Source organism: Paenibacillus sp. FSL L8-0436, from assembly GCF_038593025.1.
GTDB lineage: Bacteria > Bacillota > Bacilli > Paenibacillales > Paenibacillaceae > Paenibacillus_AQ.
On sequence record NZ_CP151955.1, the window covers coordinates 4088061 to 4104877 of the forward strand.

At 48.7% G+C, this 16817-nt stretch carries 17 protein-coding genes and 2 riboswitches; of the genes, 1 reads left to right on the forward strand and 16 read right to left on the reverse strand.

What is annotated here, in order from left to right:
• Positions 1 to 44: 44 nt before the first annotated feature.
• From queE to NSS79_RS18550, 6 genes are all read right to left on the reverse strand, one after another.
• On the reverse strand, positions 45 to 767 hold the full coding sequence (gene queE / locus NSS79_RS18525) for a 7-carboxy-7-deazaguanine synthase QueE (RefSeq protein ID WP_342435634.1): 723 nt from the start codon (positions 765 to 767) through the stop codon (positions 45 to 47).
• On the reverse strand, positions 760 to 1242 hold the full coding sequence (locus NSS79_RS18530) for a 6-carboxytetrahydropterin synthase (protein WP_342435635.1): 483 nt from the start codon (positions 1240 to 1242) through the stop codon (positions 760 to 762). The genes queE and NSS79_RS18530 overlap by 8 nt, the downstream gene beginning before the upstream one ends.
• Positions 1242 to 1904, reverse strand: coding sequence for a 7-cyano-7-deazaguanine synthase QueC (queC, locus tag NSS79_RS18535; RefSeq protein WP_038592673.1), 663 nt, complete (start codon positions 1902 to 1904; stop codon positions 1242 to 1244). Before queC ends, NSS79_RS18530 begins: the two co-directional genes overlap by 1 nt.
• Positions 1905 to 1934: 30 nt before the next feature.
• Positions 1935 to 2435, reverse strand: a complete 501-nt coding sequence (queF, locus tag NSS79_RS18540; protein WP_038592676.1) for a preQ(1) synthase — start codon at positions 2433 to 2435, stop codon at positions 1935 to 1937.
• 171 nt (positions 2436 to 2606) lie between these two features.
• Positions 2607 to 2650: riboswitch (PreQ1 riboswitch) on the reverse strand.
• Between the two features lie 114 nt (positions 2651 to 2764).
• Complete coding sequence (locus NSS79_RS18545) at positions 2765 to 3439, reverse strand: ABC transporter permease (RefSeq protein WP_342440396.1); 675 nt, start codon at positions 3437 to 3439, stop codon at positions 2765 to 2767.
• A gap of 5 nt (positions 3440 to 3444) precedes the next feature.
• The gene (locus NSS79_RS18550; protein WP_342435636.1) at positions 3445 to 4293 is read right to left on the reverse strand and encodes an ABC transporter ATP-binding protein; all 849 of its coding nucleotides are present in this window, start codon (positions 4291 to 4293) and stop codon (positions 3445 to 3447) included.
• Positions 4294 to 4448: 155 nt separating this feature from the next.
• On the opposite strand from NSS79_RS18550, the gene NSS79_RS18555 reads away from it, so the two are divergent.
• Positions 4449 to 4784, forward strand: coding sequence for a hypothetical protein (locus NSS79_RS18555; protein ID WP_342435637.1), 336 nt, complete (start codon positions 4449 to 4451; stop codon positions 4782 to 4784).
• An 81-nt stretch (positions 4785 to 4865) separates the two neighbouring features.
• Here NSS79_RS18555 and murB read toward each other — a convergent pair whose 3' ends face one another.
• The 10 genes from murB to NSS79_RS18605 all read right to left on the reverse strand — a co-directional run bounded on the left by murB (position 4866) and on the right by NSS79_RS18605 (position 16779).
• Positions 4866 to 5777, reverse strand: a complete 912-nt coding sequence (gene murB / locus NSS79_RS18560; protein ID WP_342435638.1) for a UDP-N-acetylmuramate dehydrogenase — start codon at positions 5775 to 5777, stop codon at positions 4866 to 4868.
• Between the two features lie 186 nt (positions 5778 to 5963).
• Positions 5964 to 6773, reverse strand: a complete 810-nt coding sequence (locus NSS79_RS18565) for a (2Fe-2S)-binding protein (protein ID WP_342435639.1) — start codon at positions 6771 to 6773, stop codon at positions 5964 to 5966.
• A 44-nt stretch (positions 6774 to 6817) separates the two neighbouring features.
• Entirely contained in the window at positions 6818 to 7624 is an 807-nt protein-coding gene (locus NSS79_RS18570; RefSeq protein ID WP_342435640.1) for an ABC transporter ATP-binding protein, read from the reverse strand.
• Between the two features lie 117 nt (positions 7625 to 7741).
• Positions 7742 to 8776 (reverse strand): iron ABC transporter permease, encoded by a 1035-nt coding sequence (locus tag NSS79_RS18575; RefSeq protein WP_342435641.1) that lies wholly within the window; start codon positions 8774 to 8776, stop codon positions 7742 to 7744.
• Complete coding sequence (locus NSS79_RS18580; protein WP_342435642.1) at positions 8773 to 9834, reverse strand: iron ABC transporter permease; 1062 nt, start codon at positions 9832 to 9834, stop codon at positions 8773 to 8775. The genes NSS79_RS18575 and NSS79_RS18580 overlap by 4 nt, the downstream gene beginning before the upstream one ends.
• Positions 9835 to 10059: 225 nt before the next feature.
• On the reverse strand, positions 10060 to 11088 hold the full coding sequence (locus NSS79_RS18585; RefSeq protein WP_342435643.1) for an iron-hydroxamate ABC transporter substrate-binding protein: 1029 nt from the start codon (positions 11086 to 11088) through the stop codon (positions 10060 to 10062).
• Positions 11089 to 11262: 174 nt separating this feature from the next.
• Positions 11263 to 13080, reverse strand: coding sequence for an APC family permease (locus NSS79_RS18590; RefSeq protein ID WP_342440397.1), 1818 nt, complete (start codon positions 13078 to 13080; stop codon positions 11263 to 11265).
• Between the two features lie 125 nt (positions 13081 to 13205).
• A riboswitch (cyclic di-AMP (ydaO/yuaA leader) is annotated at positions 13206 to 13365 on the reverse strand.
• A gap of 227 nt (positions 13366 to 13592) precedes the next feature.
• The gene (locus NSS79_RS18595; protein ID WP_341097689.1) at positions 13593 to 14024 is read right to left on the reverse strand and encodes a disulfide oxidoreductase; all 432 of its coding nucleotides are present in this window, start codon (positions 14022 to 14024) and stop codon (positions 13593 to 13595) included.
• Positions 14024 to 14752, reverse strand: a complete 729-nt coding sequence (locus tag NSS79_RS18600) for a thioredoxin domain-containing protein (RefSeq protein ID WP_342435644.1) — start codon at positions 14750 to 14752, stop codon at positions 14024 to 14026. Before NSS79_RS18600 ends, NSS79_RS18595 begins: the two co-directional genes overlap by 1 nt.
• 107 nt (positions 14753 to 14859) lie before the next feature.
• A complete protein-coding gene (locus NSS79_RS18605) occupies positions 14860 to 16779 on the reverse strand; it encodes an ATP-binding protein (RefSeq protein ID WP_342435645.1) in 1920 nt (639 codons plus the stop codon).
• Positions 16780 to 16817 lie beyond the last annotated feature (38 nt).

Sequence of the window (16817 nt, forward strand, 5' to 3'; positions counted from 1 at the left end):
AAAAACCGGGCCTCTGCATGGCAGAAGTCCGGTTCGAATCTTGATTATTTCCCTCGTTTATTATGCCAGATGAGTGCATGAAGCTGAGGGAGCACCCGTGCCCGGTTCATCTCCGGATCGACGATCACCTGATTAAACAGCCATTCCAGTCTACCCAGCAGACGTACGGAAATGTCACCTTCCTCCGTGACATCCTCATTGCCCGGCTGCAGGAACAGTGGCACCCCAGGGTATCGTTTATGCACTGCTTTGGCATATTCATAATCGCTTTCGTTAAAGACAACAACCTTCAGGCTATGGGCAGCTTTGCCTTTATCATGCAGCTTCCCCATAATGCCATCAAGGATCTCCCAATCCGTCGTCATACCTGAGCTTGGCGGCTTGGGGCTGATTGTCAGCATATCCACATCGTTGAACCAATCCTGCCAGCGGCTGCCCTGCGTTTCGATTGCCGCTTGAATGCCCCGCTCGTGCAACCCCATGATGAACGTGCCCATCGCCTCGCCAATTAGTGCAGGGTTGCCACCCGAGATGGTTACACAGTCAAAATTATTTCCGGCTAGTGAGAGAAGCTCGGCCATAATCTCCTCTGGTGTAAGCATCCGCACCTTATTCTTGGCCGAACCATCCCATGTGAATGCGGAATCGCACCAGCTGCAGTGATAGTCACAGCCATAAGTACGGACGAACATGGTTTTCACTCCGATAACTGCGCCTTCCCCCTGGATGGTTGGGCCGAACATTTCTATGACCGGAATCTTACTCACAGTCACAACCTCCATGCATACGGTAGGAGGGTCCATCCTCCGGAATGTCCTCAGCCAGCACCTCCGCCCAGGAAGTGGGCGTCTCCCACAGCTTAACGGAATATAGCGGCAACGCCGCTTGCTTCAGCTTGTAGGCTATATAACACGCCATGTTCTCCACCGTCGTGCGGAAGGAGAGCAGCGCTACCTTCGATCCCGTATTTGTTAATGTATCCAGCACAGGCTCGTTGCCCATCGCCAGAAAAGCGTGATCCAGCCGGTCGACCAGACTCTGCTGTACCGTGCTTTTAATATCGCTGAAATCAATCACGAAGCCTTCGCCCGAATGCCCCGCCTCCACGGAAGGTTTGCCCTTCAGGACCACCTCAAGCTTGTAGGTGTGGCCGTGGAGATTGCTGCATTTCCCCTTATGTCCAATCAGCTGATGTGCAGCGTCAAAAGTGAATATTTTACAAACCGATACTTCGCCCAGCATTATAAGCCGACCTTCTTTCTCTCAGCCACATATTGCTCAAGGCCACGCTTGCGAAGCAAACATGCCGGGCAGGTGCCGCAGCCGCTGCCAATGATACCGTTGTAGCAAGTCAGTGTGTGCTGACGGATGTAATCAAACTGGCCCAGCTCGTCGGCCATCTTCCAGGTTTCTTTTTTATCCAGCCACATTAGCGGTGTATGAATGACAAACTCATAATCCATGGACAGATTGAGGGTAACATTCAGTGATTTCACAAACACATCACGGCAATCTGGATACCCGCTGAAATCGGTCTGGCATACGCCGGTGACGATATTGGCATATCCTAGCTGCTTCGCCAGAATTGCCGCAAAGGACAGGAACAGCAGGTTCCGGCCATCTACAAAAGTGCTGGGCAATTCATCCCCTTCACCGGATACAATTTCTATATCATCACGGGTCAAAGCATTGGGTGCCAGCTGATTCAGCAATCCCAAATCAAGAATATGCTGCTTCACATTGAACTTGGCGGCAATTTCTTTGGCAACCTCAATTTCAGCGGCATGGCGCTGGTTATAGTTAAAAGTAACGACTTGAACTTCCTCGAAGTGCTGAATAGCCCACACGAGGCAGGTTGTACTGTCTTGTCCGCCGCTGAATACGACAAGCGCTTTTTTATTCATTTCACACTCTCTCCTCTCCACGATCTGGGATCATCGGTTATCCACTTTTTCTGGATATAGGTCATGATTAATCAGCCGGTGTTCGGCCATCGCCTCATACTTGGTTCCCGGACGCCCCCAGTTGCAGTAAGGATCAATGGATATTCCGCCGCGCGGGGTGAATTTGCCCCATACTTCGATGTAACGCGGCTCCATGAGCGAGATCAAGTCATTCATAATAATGTTGACACAGTCTTCATGAAAATCACCGTGATTGCGGAAGCTGAACAGATAGAGCTTCAGGGATTTGGACTCGACCATCTTTTGCTCCGGAACGTACGAAATGTACATCACGCCGAAATCCGGCTGTCCGGTTACGGGGCACAGGCTGGTGAACTCGGGGCAATTAAACTTCACAAAATAATCGCGGCCGGGATGTTTGTTGTCAAACACCTCGAGAATTTCCGGATCATAGCCGAATTTGTACTGCGTCCCTTGATTGCCCAGCAGGGTGACCTCTTGCATTTCCTCTTTCAATCTGCCTTCTGACATGACAAAAAACCCCTCTCTTTTCCCGCGGCTTACTGCCGGAACTGGAAAGAAGAAACGAGATTTCGAAAACATGGCCCTACTAAGAAATTACACAGCATAGCAGGAAATAAGTATAGGCATCTCCCTATACTCCCTTAAGCCCCCTTCAACCGGAGACTTTCTATGCATCAAGATGTCTTAGTTTTTTATAGAGGGAGTTTGCGAACCTCTCCTGCGATGTACACGCAGACTTCTTCTTAAGCTTATTATTAACGTCTTGAACTATAACATGATTGGCAGAAGATTGACAACTATAAAGAATTTGCCTGCTAACAGACTTATTGCCTTTACTACTCTTTGCCGGTTCTCCAGATCCATAGTGCCAGAACGGTCATCCACAGCGGGAGCAGCAGACTCTCGAAAAGTAGCGGGCCGTCGCCGTTTAGAATACGATTTAAATTTTCCACGATTTCAATGCTTGGCAAAGCGGCGAAGAACGGATAAGTCCAGTCCGGCAGTGCCTGATATACGGAAGCAAGCAGGAAAAAGACAACCATGACCGCAGAGCTGACAGCAGAACCATTCTTAGAAGAGTCGAGCTTCAATCCGATGATCATTCCAGCCTCCACAAAAAGGATCCCTCCAGCCAGCATATACGGAAAGACCGACAGCAATTCTGAGGCAAACCCCTGATTGAGCAGAAATACTACCGTTTGTGACAAGACAGAAAACAGCAGAACTGTTAAACCTTTGGCCACGAGAATCTGTCCTCTGCCAAGCGGTGATATAAGCAGCGCATCAAAGGTTTTACTTTCCCGTTCTTCAATGAGACCCGGACCGGTCATCATAATCCCTACCATAACCTGGGCGAACAAAATCCACGTTGACAGCAGCATAAAGTTAATCCCGTTTTTGTCCATGACCGAGATGATAATTTTGGACATAAAAATCGGCAGCATCACGAGAATAATTATAGAAGGGTTGCTTAGCAAATCCTTGCATTCATGACGGATCAGCTTCATCACTTGACTCAACTCAGCTCACTTCCCGTCAGGGCGGCAAATACGTCTGCCAAAGAAGCTTCTTTGCTATGCATGCTGATAAGCTTCCCGCTCGCCATTAGCTGACAAATGTGGTCTTTCGTCATCTCGTCCGCCAATGGCCAGGATGTGCTCATCACTTGATCCTCTTGCCAGTATTCGGTTTCAATCTCTGCCTTTCCGTAAGCCCTTTTCAAGCTCTGCGGGTTATCCAGTGCGACCAATCGTCCAGCATGCATAATGCCTACACGGTCGCTTAACTCCTCCGCCTCATGCATATCATGGGTGGTGATGACAATCGTAGTTCCTTCAGCCTTAATCCTCATTATGTATTTCCTGATAAGCGCCGCCGAGTTGGGATCCAATCCGCTTGTCGGTTCATCCATAAACAGTACTTTGGGCCTGTGCAGCAGGCTTCTGGCGATTAACACACGCTGCTTCCAGCCTTTGGACAAGCTGCCAACCTTGGATTTCTGTCGTTCCTCCAGTTGCAGGCTGCCCATCACTTCATCCACCCGCCCCTTGGCCACACCGTACAAATCGGCAAAAAGTTCAAGGTTGTCGCGGATCGAACTGCGTACATAAAGATTTGGCAGCTCAAAGACAACCCCGATCTGAGCGTGAACCTTCTTTTTATGTTGTGAAATATTCATGCCATTAATCATTATTTGTCCTTCACTGGGCTGAAGCAGTCCGGTCATCATGCGAATGGTTGTTGTTTTCCCCGCCCCGTTGGGGCCTAGAAAGCCAAATACTTCCCCTTCCCCCACTGAAAAAGACAGCCGGTCTACCGCCCGCTTCTCCTGAAACGATTTCGATACCTCCGTAAGCTGAATCAATGGCCTACCCGCCTTTGCCTAAAGTTTGCTTTCCTTCAAGCTTATTCGTAGAAATTGAGAATATCCCAAGGAACTGTTTCAGAAATATGGATTCAATTTCAACGAAAGGGGTAACTTAGAATTTATAATCTCTTAAATAAGGATGGGATCAACTTATGGATCAAACGGTACAGAAGCTTATAGATTGGCTCGATGCTCACGCAATCACAACCATTGTAATCAAAAAGCAGGAGCTTGAAGATCTCGATACAGTCCACTTTCAATTGGAAACCGTAGAGTACCGCACCGCTGAGGATACGATCGATGATTATCTGGATGATGCGCTTATCTTAAGAGGCTCAGGCAATACCCTGAATGCGGATGGTGAACTTGTGCCGCTTCCACAGCATAGTTATGAAATTGCCGTCAGCGGACTACGTTTGGATAATCTTGGTGAAGATAACGCGGAACTCCAGACAGATAGAGCCAAGTATGCTCTCTCCATAAGCTAATCGGAATACTAAGAGCCCACTGCACATGTCTTTATGCTAAGAAAGGCCGCGGTAATTGCTCCCGCGGCCAACGATATGAAGTTATTCTTCTCCGATAATTTCCACTTCAGTCTCCAGCTCGACTCCGAATTTATCCTTCACTGCAGCCCGTACATGCTGAATAAGTCCGATATAATCGCTCGCAGTGGCATTATCTGCGTTGACAATAAATCCGGCATGTTTACGCGAGACTTCCGCACCGCCAATCCGGGTCCCTTGAAGCCCGCTTTCCTGGATCAGCTGTCCGGCATAACGGCCCGGCGGCCGCTTAAAGACACTGCCGCATGACGGGTATTCCAACGGCTGCTTGGATTCACGCAGATAGGTCAATTCATCCATGGAAGCTTTAATTAAAGCAGCATTTCCCGGATTTAGTGCGAATCTGGCTTCCAGCACAATATATTCACCGCTAGCAAAGACACTTTGTCTGTATCCCCACTGAAACTCATCCCCTTGCAGGGTGACGAGCTGCCCTGCCTTATTGATGGCAAGTGCACTTTGCAGCACATCCTTAACTTCGCCTCCATAAGCGCCAGCATTCATGTAGAGAGCACCGCCAACTGTTCCGGGGATACCGCAGGCAAACTCAAGACCTGCCAGTTCCTGCTCCAGAGCATACCTGGATACATCAATGATCTTAGCACCGCACTGGGCGTACAGAAGATCTCCTTGAATTCCCATACTGTTAAGGCCTGAGGTCTGCAGGACGATCCCGCGGATTCCACCGTCACGGATAATTACATTTGAACCATTTCCCAGTACTGTGAGAGGAATATCATTCTTCCGGGCATATGTAACAATATTTTGAATTTCCTCATAAGTGGCAGGTTCAGCCAGTATATCTGCACGGCCGCCCATTTGGGTGAATACATAATCCTTAAGCACTTCATGGCTTTTTACCGTACCGGCTGGAGCCAGTTGCTGCAGATCCTCTTGAATTTTGCTGATATTCATCTTTCATGCTCCTTTTACGCTATGAAAATAATAAATCTTACCTTCTATAATGTTTATGTTGATCCAGCTTTACTTTGAACTATGGCAACCACAACTTTAACAACGAACAGGCTCCCTTGTCAATGACGGGAGCCTGCTGCGGTATGCCTGCTATTTTTAGTATGAAACAATTCTTACAGTTATATCCTAAACCTGCGGCGATGCAGCTTGAATGCGGTATTCGGCTCTACGTGTGGCCCGTTCCTCTTCTTTCAGACGGGGGCAGGTATAGCAGACACTTCCGCCTTCAGTCCGGTAATACAGACAGCAGCGGTTACGCATGTGTACCCTCTGCTCTGGATCAGCAAGCGATTCGATCTTGCGTACCTCAACATCAAATGGATTTCTGGGAAGCTGGAACACTTCCGCAGCCAGGCCTTTCCTCAGATAACTGTAGTCGTCCTGCACGTGAATCAGAAATTCCTTATTGCTGTTGCCTGCTGCAAGCATTTCAATGTAGTAGTTGAACTTAGACGGGAGCTGTCCCCAGATCTCCCCCAGTATCAAACCGCTGGCGGCAGACATTGTACGCAGCAGCGGGCTTGCTGTGTTTCTGTAGAACTCTGTGAACACTTTATTACGCCAAGTAACCCGACCCTGTTCGTCAGCAGGCGCTGGCTCTATCACCCAGGAATTCAAAGAGAAGGCAACGCGGCAATACCCGCTCGCCGGAATGAGATGAATGCGCAAATTAGATAAGTTGATCACCGGCACATTGGAATATAACGAGACCGTATATTGTACTGCCAGCGCCACGCTGGAGAACCAGCCGCCGAAGTATGCAGCTACAGCCTTATCGTCCAGCGCCTTCATCAGCGGTCTGTAGCAGTCCATAAATGCTCTCATACCCTCTACACTAATCAGATCCTGCGCTGTAAATGAATACCTCGCCTCCTCTGGAGGAGATGGATAAAGATCAAATTTGCTGCCTATGTCTTTTATCTGTGCCTCATTCATTCCGTTTCCTCCTTAATTCCCCTAGCTAATCCTTCACTTGTCAATTACATGCCGACAGCTTTATAAGCAGCAAGCTCGTAAGGAAGGCATAAAGGTACACCTGTACGCGGATCGGGAACGATATCACATTCGATTCCGAATACCTTGCGAAGCACATCTGGTGTCATAACCTCCATCGGGTTCCCTTCGCTGATGACGGTGCCTGACTTGATCGCTACCATATGCTGCGCGTAGCGGGAGGCATGGTTCAAATCATGCACCACCATAATGATTGTGCGGCCCTCTTCCTGGTTCAGCTTCTGCAGCAGCTGCAGTACTTCCAGCTGGTGAGCCATGTCAAGGAACGTGGTCGGCTCGTCAAGGAACAGGATATCTGTCTGTTGTGCCAGAGCCATGGCAATCCAGGCACGCTGGCGCTGTCCACCGGAGAGGCGGTCGATTGGACGATCATGGAACTCTTCCATCCCGGTAACGGAAATCGCATTGGCGATAATCGCGCGGTCTTCAGGAGTCATTGTGCCGAAGCCCTTCTGATGCGGGTAACGCCCGTACCCAACCAGTTCGGATACAGTCAGTCCGTCCGGAGCCGTCGGGTTTTGCGGCAGGATGGCCAGTTGACGAGCCACTTCTTTAGTAGATAGGGTATGAATTGATTTGCCGTCGAGCATAACATTGCCGCTCTTAGGTTTCATAATCCGCGCCATCGTCTTGAGAATCGTGGATTTCCCGGAGCCGTTCGCTCCTACCAGCGCTGTGATCTTCCCTGTTGGGAGAGACAGGTTCAACCCATTAACAATCGTAGTCTCCGCATAACCAATACTCAGCTGTTCTGTATTCAAACGTTCCGACATGATCTTCACTCCTTAAAAATTTTATGGAGCATGCGCTCCTTTAAGATTAACGACGCAATAAAACTGACTTTGTAAGCATTCGCTTAGTTTTATGGAGCATTTTGCCCCTTTAGTTAATCAGGCCTTTGATTTGGCCAGTAAATATAGGAAATAGGGAGCGCCGATCAGCGCAACTACAATACCTGTCGGTATTTCAGCCGGCTGCAGAATCCAGCGGCCGATAGTATCCGCGGTAAGCAGCAGCAGCGCGCCGATTAAGGCACAGGCAGGTAGCAGCACCTGATGCTTCGGTCCAACGAGCCTGCGGGCGAGATGGGGCGCAATCAGCCCCACAAAGCCTATGCCGCCGCTTACGGCGACACAGGAGCCGGACAGCGCGACTGCGGCGGCCAGCAGCAGAATGCGTTCCTTCTCCACTGGCATGCCCAGCCCCGCCGAGGTTTGGTCCCCGAGGTTAAGTACATTCAGCACCCGGGCTTTGTAGAACGCAAATGGCAGCAAAATAGCTATCCAAGGTGTCAGCGCAAGCACAAATCTCCAGTCGCCGCCCCAGATTTTACCGGCCATCCAGATCGCCACAAACTGATAATTCTGCGGATCCAGCCTTAACGACAGGATCAATTGGAAAGCATAGATGCCTGCACCTACAGCGATCCCAATAAGTATCATTCTTGTCGGCGAGAGGCCATCCTCACGCCGGAAAGACAGGAAATAAATAAGTGCAGCCGTAAGACTTGCTCCGGCCAGCGCCAGCAGCGGAAGAACAAAGATTGGAGCTGCCGAGGTTGCCGGAACAAATGAGATAAAGATAATCACCGCAAACCCGGCACCGGCATTAATTCCCAGTGTGGAAGGCTCCGCCAGCGCATTGCGCGACAAGCTTTGCAGAATGCAGCCGGAAACCGCAAACCCTGCGCCGACAAGCAGCGAGATCACTATGCGCGGCAGCCGGAAATCAAAGAGAATCAGCTTTTGCTGCTGCGTTCCCTCTCCAAAGACTGTGTGTAAGACATCCAGCGGTGATAATCGCATTAACCCGGTGTTCATACTGACAATAAAGATGACCACGATAAGAACCGCAAGTGAAGTCAATATGGCTGCTTCCCGGGTACGGCGTTGTTTCCCGGTGGGTGAGCGCAGAGCTTTGCTCATGACAGCTCCCCCTTCCGTTTACTCGCCAAGTAAATAAAGAACGGCACGCCGATCACTGCGATTAAAGCGCCTAGCGGTGTTTCATAAGGCGCGTTAATCATTCTGGCCGCAATATCAGCAAATACAATTAGTAAGCTGCCGAGCACTGCAGAGCAGGGAATAATCCAGCGGTAATCGACGCCAACCAGATAACGTGTAATATGGGGGACAATCAGCCCCACAAAAGCAATCGGTCCAACCGTCGAAACCGCGGAGCCGGCGAGAATCACTACAATAATAATCCCGGCTGTTTGCACTAGCCTGGTCCGCTGTCCAAGTCCCGCCGCTACATCGCGTCCGAGACTAAGGAGTGTAATGGATCGGGAGATCAGCAGAGATCCTATCAGAGCTGCCGCAATCCAGGGAAACAAAATACGAAGCTGTGTCCAATTCGTCCCGCCGATCCCGCCTGCCATCCAGAAGGCAATATCCTGGGACAGATGAAACAGAATCGCGATTCCCTGGCTTACCGCCAGCAGCATAGCACTTACAGCGGCGCCAGCAAGGGTCAGACGCAGCGGGGTTAAGCCGCTATGGGAGAGCGAGCCAATCCCGAACACAAGAATGGCTGCCGCTGCTGCGCCGATGAAGCAGTACAGCATAATGTAGAGAAAAGAAGCAGATGGCGCAAAAGCAAAAGCTAACGCCAATCCTGCGCCGGCACCGGCATTCAGACCCAGCAAGCCGGAATCTGCCAGCGGATTGCGGGTCATGCCCTGCATGATTGCTCCTGCGACGGCGAAACAAGCACCAACCAGCGCTCCCGCCAAAGCACGGGGAATCCGCAGTTCCCGAATAATCTGATGCTGCTGCAGATCCGGATTAAACCGGAAGACTGCCTCCCATACCGTCACCAGTCTAATATCCGCGGAACCCACCGAAACGGAAAGTGCCAGACCAAAGACGACAGCGGCAAGGCCGAAAATCAAAATAACTACCGCAGCAACCGGCCTTGTCTTCAGCGGTTGATCTCCTGACGGATTTGTACTGTTAGTTATAGAACGTGTGGATGACACCATAAGTCTTCCCCTTAATAGGATGAGTTCAATGCTCTAATGAGAACAACTATCATTCTCATTATCGCAAATATCTGAATTATGTACAAGCTTTCACAGCTCGCACTTTCACTGTGAACGATTAAGTTAATGTCCTAAAAAAAGGTGCAGGTCATTGTATCTCAAGATACAAGAACCTGCACATCCCTCCACCGTTGAAGAGTTCTCTCTACACACAGTTAAGGCTGATTATTTCACGAGAAAACTCAAGACATCATCAATGGTTTTGGAATTGGCAATGGCTCCGCTGTACAGCCAGCTGCTTGCCTCGCTAAGTTCATGAACATTTCCAGCCTTAACCGCAGGGATACCCTTCCAGATTGCTCCGTTAAGAATGTCAGAGGCTTCGGTCTTGTCACTGTTCACCAGGAAGATATGATCTGCGGTCAGTTCAGCCAATTTCTCCAGCGTGATCGGATTCCAGGTCGCTCTGGATGCCGCAGGAATTTCAGTAACCAGGTTAGGTTGCTTCAAACCCAGATCCCCGTACACTACGGCACCACTGCTGCGTGTTTCATCTACTATAAAGAAGTTCTTCGACACCAGCCACAGAATGGCGACCGAATCATCACCAATGGAGCTGCTGATTTTGGCTTTTGCATCTGCTGCTTTTTGATCGTAATCCGCAATGGCTTGTTCAGCTTCAGCGCTCTTGTTCAGGAGCTCACCGATTTTGAGCAGCGATTTGCGCCAGTCTTTGCTAATCTTGTCACCAAGGACATAAGTAGGTGCGATTTTGTTCAACTGGTCATACAGACCGTTCTGCACACTGGACTCAGACTGCACAATGTGGAAATCCGGTGCAAAGCTGGTCACAGCCTCCAGCGGAAGATCATAGCTGATGGTTGGCACATCTTTAAGATCAGCAATCAGATATTCCTGGGTTCCGTTTGTCACGGACCACTGCGCTACCGGGGTAACGCCCAGTGTTACCAGGTAGTCTTCCATATAAGAAGCAAGTACGCGCTGCGGATTAGCCGGTACCGTGACTTCATGTCCCATGGCGTCTGTCACCGTTTTCTCTGTAGCCGGTGCAGTTGTTTTCGTTGGCGCTGCCGTTGCTTCAGCAGTAGCCGTAGGTGCAGCGGTAGCTTCCGTTCCAGAATTTGCAGCATTCTCATTATTGCTATTGCCGCAAGCGGACAAGAACAAAGTCATAGCCATACATCCGATCAATGCCAGCTTCATGCTGCCTGATCTCTTATTGTTCGAAAACATTAAAAACCCCTCCTGTATTTACATGCATTAATGGTCAAAGGTGTCCGAGGCCTTCGCCTTACTTTTTAAATGATATTGATTCTCATTATCCCTGTCAACAAAATTATTCGTTCTATAAAAAAAGGTTGCCTCCGCAAGCTACGGAAACAACCTCTGCTAACCATATTTATCTGCCTATTTGTGCAAATGATAGGGCACTGTTGCTACAACTATATCTTTTTGATTCATTAGATAAGAGCGAATGAACAGGCTGGTCTGATTATGCAGGATCGCCTGCCACCAATGTTTGGTAATGAACTGTGGAATCAATACGGTAATATGGTCTGTAGTAGCGGTCTTCCACTCTACGGTATCGATAAATTTCACCAGTGGGCGGAGAATGCTGCGGTAACGGGAACGAAGCACGATCAGGCGTACACCCGGGTTCCATTCCTCCCATTTTTGCTCCATCTTGTGAATCTCCTCTTCATCAAAACCAACGTAGACTGCCACCACATTATCTGTTAACGACTTCGCGTAACTGATCGAATGCAGCACAGCGCGTGTAACACCCGCAACCGGAACAACAACGGTACTTCCTTTAATCAGCGGTTTATCCGTGGCAGGACAAATGCGAAGCTGATCAGCTATATTCATATAATGACGGTGAATGCGGTGGAATACGAACATGACAACCGGCAGGAAGATGAAGGCCATCCAGACGCTGGAAAACTTGGTGATGATAAAGATAAGCGTAATCGTCAGGGTAGTCAGCATACCAATTGTATTGACTACAAATTTATTCTGCCAGCCTTTCGGCTTCGTTTTGAACCAGTGCACCATCATGCCAAGCTGCGACAGCGTAAAAGGGATAAATACTCCGACTGCATACAGCGGAATCAGCCCTTCTGTATTTCCGTGGAAAGCAGCTACAAGCACAGCCGACAATACTCCGAGAAAGATAATACCATTAGAGAAGCCAAGACGGTCTCCCCGGACCATGAAGGCATGAGGCAAATATTTATCTTTGGCGAACATGAACGCAAGCAGCGGAAACGCCGAGTAAGCTGTATTCGCCGCCAGGAACAAGATGACGGCCGTTATCCCTTGGATGAAAAAGTACAAACCGCCCCGGCCAAACGTAGATTCGGCAATTTGCGACACGACGGTGGATTTCTCATTAGGAGTAATCCCATACCAGTACGCCAGCAGTGTAATGCCGGTGAACATCAATCCGAGGATGCCTCCCATCAGCATCAAGGTTTTGGCGGCGTTTTTTTCCGCTGGAGCTTTAAAATTCGGAATGGCATTCGACACCGCTTCTACCCCGGTGAGTGCCGAACAACCGGAACTGAAGGCTTTGAGCAATAGGAACAGGCTGACGTTGGAAACGGCGGAACCGATCTCCGGGATTTCGGCATGAGCGCCGCCTGTAATATATTTGTACACCCCGGCAATGATGAGTACAAAGATAGAGACCACGAACAGATACACCGGGATGGCAATAAATGAAGCGGACTCCGTCACCCCGCGGAGATTAATAATCGTCAAGATCAGAATGACGGAGACTGCAATAAGCACAGTATGATTATGAAGACTCGGAAAGGCCGATGTGATCGCATCCGTTCCCGCCGAAGCACTAACTGCAACCGTAAGAATGTAATCTACCAATAAAGAGCCGCCAGCCAAGAGGCCGGTAGGAACGCCCAGATTGCTTTTTGCCACGATATACGCTCCGCCGCCTTGCGGATAGGCAAAGATGGTCTGGCGATAGGAAAAAATAAGGATGGCCAGCAGGCCCAATACGGCTAATGCAATCGGCAATGAATACCAGATGGCGGTGAAGCCCGCGGCCACCAGTACAATCAGAATTTGCTCCGTTCCGTAGGCCACAGACGAGAGTGCATCGGAAGACAGAACAGCCAGTGCTTTCACCTTGGATAACTTTTCATGATCGAGTTCGTTCGACTTCATCGGACGCCCGATCAATAGTCGTTTTACCTTGCTTACCATTGTAGTAACAGTTCCTCTCTTTGTTGAGTTGAAACGGTAATACCGCGCGCCGTTTTCATTGGCAGGTTTCATAAATGCAGGCACAAAAATAAGCATACGGAAATGATCCGCATGCTTACGCATGCTCATTATCCCACCCTTGCTTACGAGGTTAGCTGGCGGATTCGGGCTGTGGTAGCCCTACGGTTCCGGTCATACTGACCTGCCTCCGATTCACCCCATTGACGTTGCCGCCAAGTTTGGTTCCCCCGTTTTTCCTTGCGGAAAATTCAGCGCATATTCAACTTCTCACAAGGACTAATAATAGTCTACAATAGCTTTTCAGTAAAGCGGTGAAAAAAATGAAAAAAGAATGAAAAAACATCCAAAAAGCTCAAATCCAAGATCGGGGATAAGTGGATCTTTCATTCTCTTTCATTATCCCAGCGTTCCGTGATTTTTGAGTGTTTTGGATGTTAATTGTGACAGAAATTAAGGAAATATTTATGCTCTAAATTCTGCAAAGCCTTTTCTTATTCTGCTGGCTCTTCTTGGCGCCCGGTCCAGAGCAAAATTGCGATTAGAGCAAAAGCAATCAACGCAAGCAGAGGTACCGTAATGAACCCTAAAAAGTTCAAATAATCCTCATTGCAGGGTACACCAATTGTGCATGGCAAGATTTTACTGAGTGCAGGGATTTTCTGCTCCGCGTAATGGTACAGGGAGATGCTCCCGCCTATCAGACATAAAGGCAGCACATAAGGAATGATGCGTTTATCTCCCCGGTACGTGGCAATTCCGAGCAGAATCAGCTGAGGATACATAAAGATACGCTGGAACCAGCATAGCCTGCAGGGTTCATAATGCAGCACTTCACTAAGATACAAGCTTCCTGCTACAGCAATTACAGAAACAAACCAGGCCAGATACAGGCAGTGGCGTCTGCAGAAGGTAGAGAATTTCATCATTTGGCATCCGCCGAATCAAGGGCGATTTGCACCTGCGAGTCGATGGCTTTGATATCAAAGGCCTTGTCTACCTTGACTCCATTAACAAATACAGTAGGAGTAGAGGTCACTTTGCTGTCTTCGGCCAGCTTCATATCTCTCTGCAGTTCACTTTCATAGGTGCGTTCCTCAATGTCTTTACGCAGGAGGTCAAAATCTATCGGCAGGTTCTCTTTCTGCGCCAGGCTTACCAGGTAATCAGCGGTCGCCCACTCTTCGCTCTCCTCGCCCTGATTAGCATAGATTGCGTCATAATAGGTCCAGAAAGCTTCACTGTTCTGATGATAGACAGACAAAGCTGCTAATGAAGCTGTTTCGGAATCCGGTCCAATAAAGGCCATATTTACGAAGTAAAAGGCTGCTTTGCCCGGAGTTACGTATTTTTCAACAAGCTGAGGTTTGATGGTACCGGTAAAATCTGAACACGCCGGACATTTATAATCCCCGAATTCGACAATTTTGACTGGAGCATCCTCTTTTCCAAGTCTATGCATCTCGCTGTAATTAAAGTCAGAGTTCCCTTTTGGAATCAGCATGATAAGAGCGACAAAGATAATGATAACGGCTGCTACTGTGCTGAAGATCAGAATTCTCGTTTTTTGCTTCTGCTTTTCCTGTTCTGCCCTGCGCTTCTCCTGCTTGCCCTGTTGGGGAGCCGCGGCACTGTTTCGTTTGTTTTTGCTCAAAGAGAGTTCCTTTCCGTCCACTCAGGACCCGGGTAATGAAAGTCATATAATTTAAAATTATATAATTAAAGTTCTCTCTTTGGCAAACTTCCATAACAAACTTCAGCTCACACCGCCTTTGTTTTCAACTTACTGTTCGGGGTCTCTCCTTCCTTGCTGAAAAGCTGTTCCTTAGCCAGGTCCATCGGATGCAGGGGGATTCTAAAGATGAATTCCGTCTTTCCATCCTGCGGGGAATCGACCCATATCGTACCGTTCATCAAATCAATCAGCTTCTTGCAGATAGCTAGCCCAAGCCCCGTTCCAGGGTATTTCCGGCTGTGAGAGGCATCCGCCTGGGAGAAGGGCTGAAACAGCAGCGGAAGCTTGTCGGGTGAAATGCCGATGCCTGTATCTTTCACCCTAAACTGCAATTGTTCTGAGTTTCCCTCCGTACGGCACAGTTCCACTACTACGTTAATCTCACCTGTATGGGTGAATTTAACGGAATTTCCAATCAAGTTCACAAGAATTTGCCGAATTCGAGCGCTGTCTCCAACTAAATGGTCAGGGATGGCCTGTGCAACCTGGAGTGTGAGATTTAATGCTTTCTCTTTACATACGACCTCGTACAGATTCATACATTCCCTAAGCAGCACTGACAGCTGAAAAGGCTCCTTATGCAGCTGCAGGCCGTCAGCCTCCAAGCGGGAAATATCCAGAATATCACTAATCACATTGAGCAAGGCATGACTGCTTCTATTTTGCAGCTTCAACAAATCCTGGTGCTCCTGATGATGAATCTCGTCAGCGAGCAGCTGATTTATTCCGATGATCCCGTTTAACGGCGTTCTGATTTCATGGCTCATAGTAGCCAGAAATTCGCTTTTCATCCGGACAGCACTTTCAGCCGCTTCTTTGGCAATAATCAGCTCCTGCTGAAACAGGGCAAGCGCGGTCACATCTTCGGCAACGATATAGACAAACCGCTCCTTCTCATTTACCAGCGGAAAAACCGTTGCACTGCAAATCAGCCTGACTCCATTTTTCATTCTCACCGCGAGCTCCAGCTTCGCCGAATGCCCTAACGATGCCCGCTTCACTGCCTCCTTAAGTGCAATTTCATCTTCAAGGCTGTACATTATATTTTTGTAATCTCTCAGTTCTTCTTTACCGTAACCAGTCGTCTGACGTAATGCCGGATTTGCGCTTACAATCTTCTTGCGTACCGGGTCGATGCAGAGCACTATATCCGGACTGAACTCAAACAACGCTACATAACGTTGCTCGTTAAATTTTGCCGAGATGATTACACGCTTCCGGTCCCTGTACAAAAGTGCCAATACAACCGCTACAATGGCAATAAATGAACCTCCCAGAATCATCCCGAGCAGTGAATCCTCCAGAAACAGAGCATCCCCGGCATAGGTAACGCGATCTGAGGTAATGAAAGAAACCCCTGCCATCGCTGCATAATGTGTACCGGTCAAGGCTCCAGTCAGGGTAAGCACAAGTATTATTTTTTTGGCAGAAAAGATGTTATAGGCATTCTCCAGCCACTTTGGATCATAAGAGGCTGTAATGACAGGAACAATAAGCGAGAATAAGACAGACATTATGATGGAGAATAGACTTTGCTGATAGATTGCAGAATACTGCATAGCCATAATTCCGCTGTAGTGCATGATGAGCAGCCCCCCGCTAAAGAGCAGCCCGCCTAAGCCAAGATAGACTCTGCTGCGTGTACGAGGGTTATTAAACAGTTGAAACAGCACATAGGAAGCCGCGATTGGAATGAGCAGCGAGACAATCATCAGGGGCAGATAATAGGACACCGCAGTTTCCAGCCTCATGGCACGCATGCCTATAAAATGCATACTCCACATCCCGATTCCCAGAACAGAAGACATCAATATTATAAAAGGCAACCTTCTTCTGCCCCGTACCAGCCTTTCCGCCAGATCTAGGGCCGCAAAGCAGGATAGAAATGCTATCGCAATGGAAAAGAGGACCAGCAGATCATTATAATGATTCTGATGATTTAGCATTTGGACCTCTCCTTTCTCTCGGTTAGATGTGTACAAAG

Excerpts from the sequence above, each read along its gene's own strand:
- NSS79_RS18530 (WP_342435635.1), bottom strand. The coding sequence starts at position 1,242 with ATGCTGGGCGAAGTATCGGTTTGTAAAATATTCACTTTTGACGCTGCA.
- queC (WP_038592673.1), bottom strand. The coding sequence starts at position 1,904 with ATGAATAAAAAAGCGCTTGTCGTATTCAGCGGCGGACAAGACAGTACA.
- queF (WP_038592676.1), bottom strand. The coding sequence starts at position 2,435 with ATGTCAGAAGGCAGATTGAAAGAGGAAATGCAAGAGGTCACCCTGCTG.
- NSS79_RS18555 (WP_342435637.1), top strand. The coding sequence starts at position 4,449 with ATGGATCAAACGGTACAGAAGCTTATAGATTGGCTCGATGCTCACGCA.
- murB (WP_342435638.1), bottom strand. The coding sequence starts at position 5,777 with ATGAATATCAGCAAAATTCAAGAGGATCTGCAGCAACTGGCTCCAGCC.
- NSS79_RS18565 (WP_342435639.1), bottom strand. The coding sequence starts at position 6,773 with ATGAATGAGGCACAGATAAAAGACATAGGCAGCAAATTTGATCTTTAT.
- NSS79_RS18570 (WP_342435640.1), bottom strand. The coding sequence starts at position 7,624 with ATGTCGGAACGTTTGAATACAGAACAGCTGAGTATTGGTTATGCGGAG.
- NSS79_RS18575 (WP_342435641.1), bottom strand. The coding sequence starts at position 8,776 with ATGAGCAAAGCTCTGCGCTCACCCACCGGGAAACAACGCCGTACCCGG.
- NSS79_RS18580 (WP_342435642.1), bottom strand. The coding sequence starts at position 9,834 with ATGGTGTCATCCACACGTTCTATAACTAACAGTACAAATCCGTCAGGA.
- NSS79_RS18585 (WP_342435643.1), bottom strand. The coding sequence starts at position 11,088 with ATGTTTTCGAACAATAAGAGATCAGGCAGCATGAAGCTGGCATTGATC.
- NSS79_RS18590 (WP_342440397.1), bottom strand. The coding sequence starts at position 13,080 with ATGGTAAGCAAGGTAAAACGACTATTGATCGGGCGTCCGATGAAGTCG.
- NSS79_RS18595 (WP_341097689.1), bottom strand. The coding sequence starts at position 14,024 with ATGAAATTCTCTACCTTCTGCAGACGCCACTGCCTGTATCTGGCCTGG.
- NSS79_RS18605 (WP_342435645.1), bottom strand. The coding sequence starts at position 16,779 with ATGCTAAATCATCAGAATCATTATAATGATCTGCTGGTCCTCTTTTCC.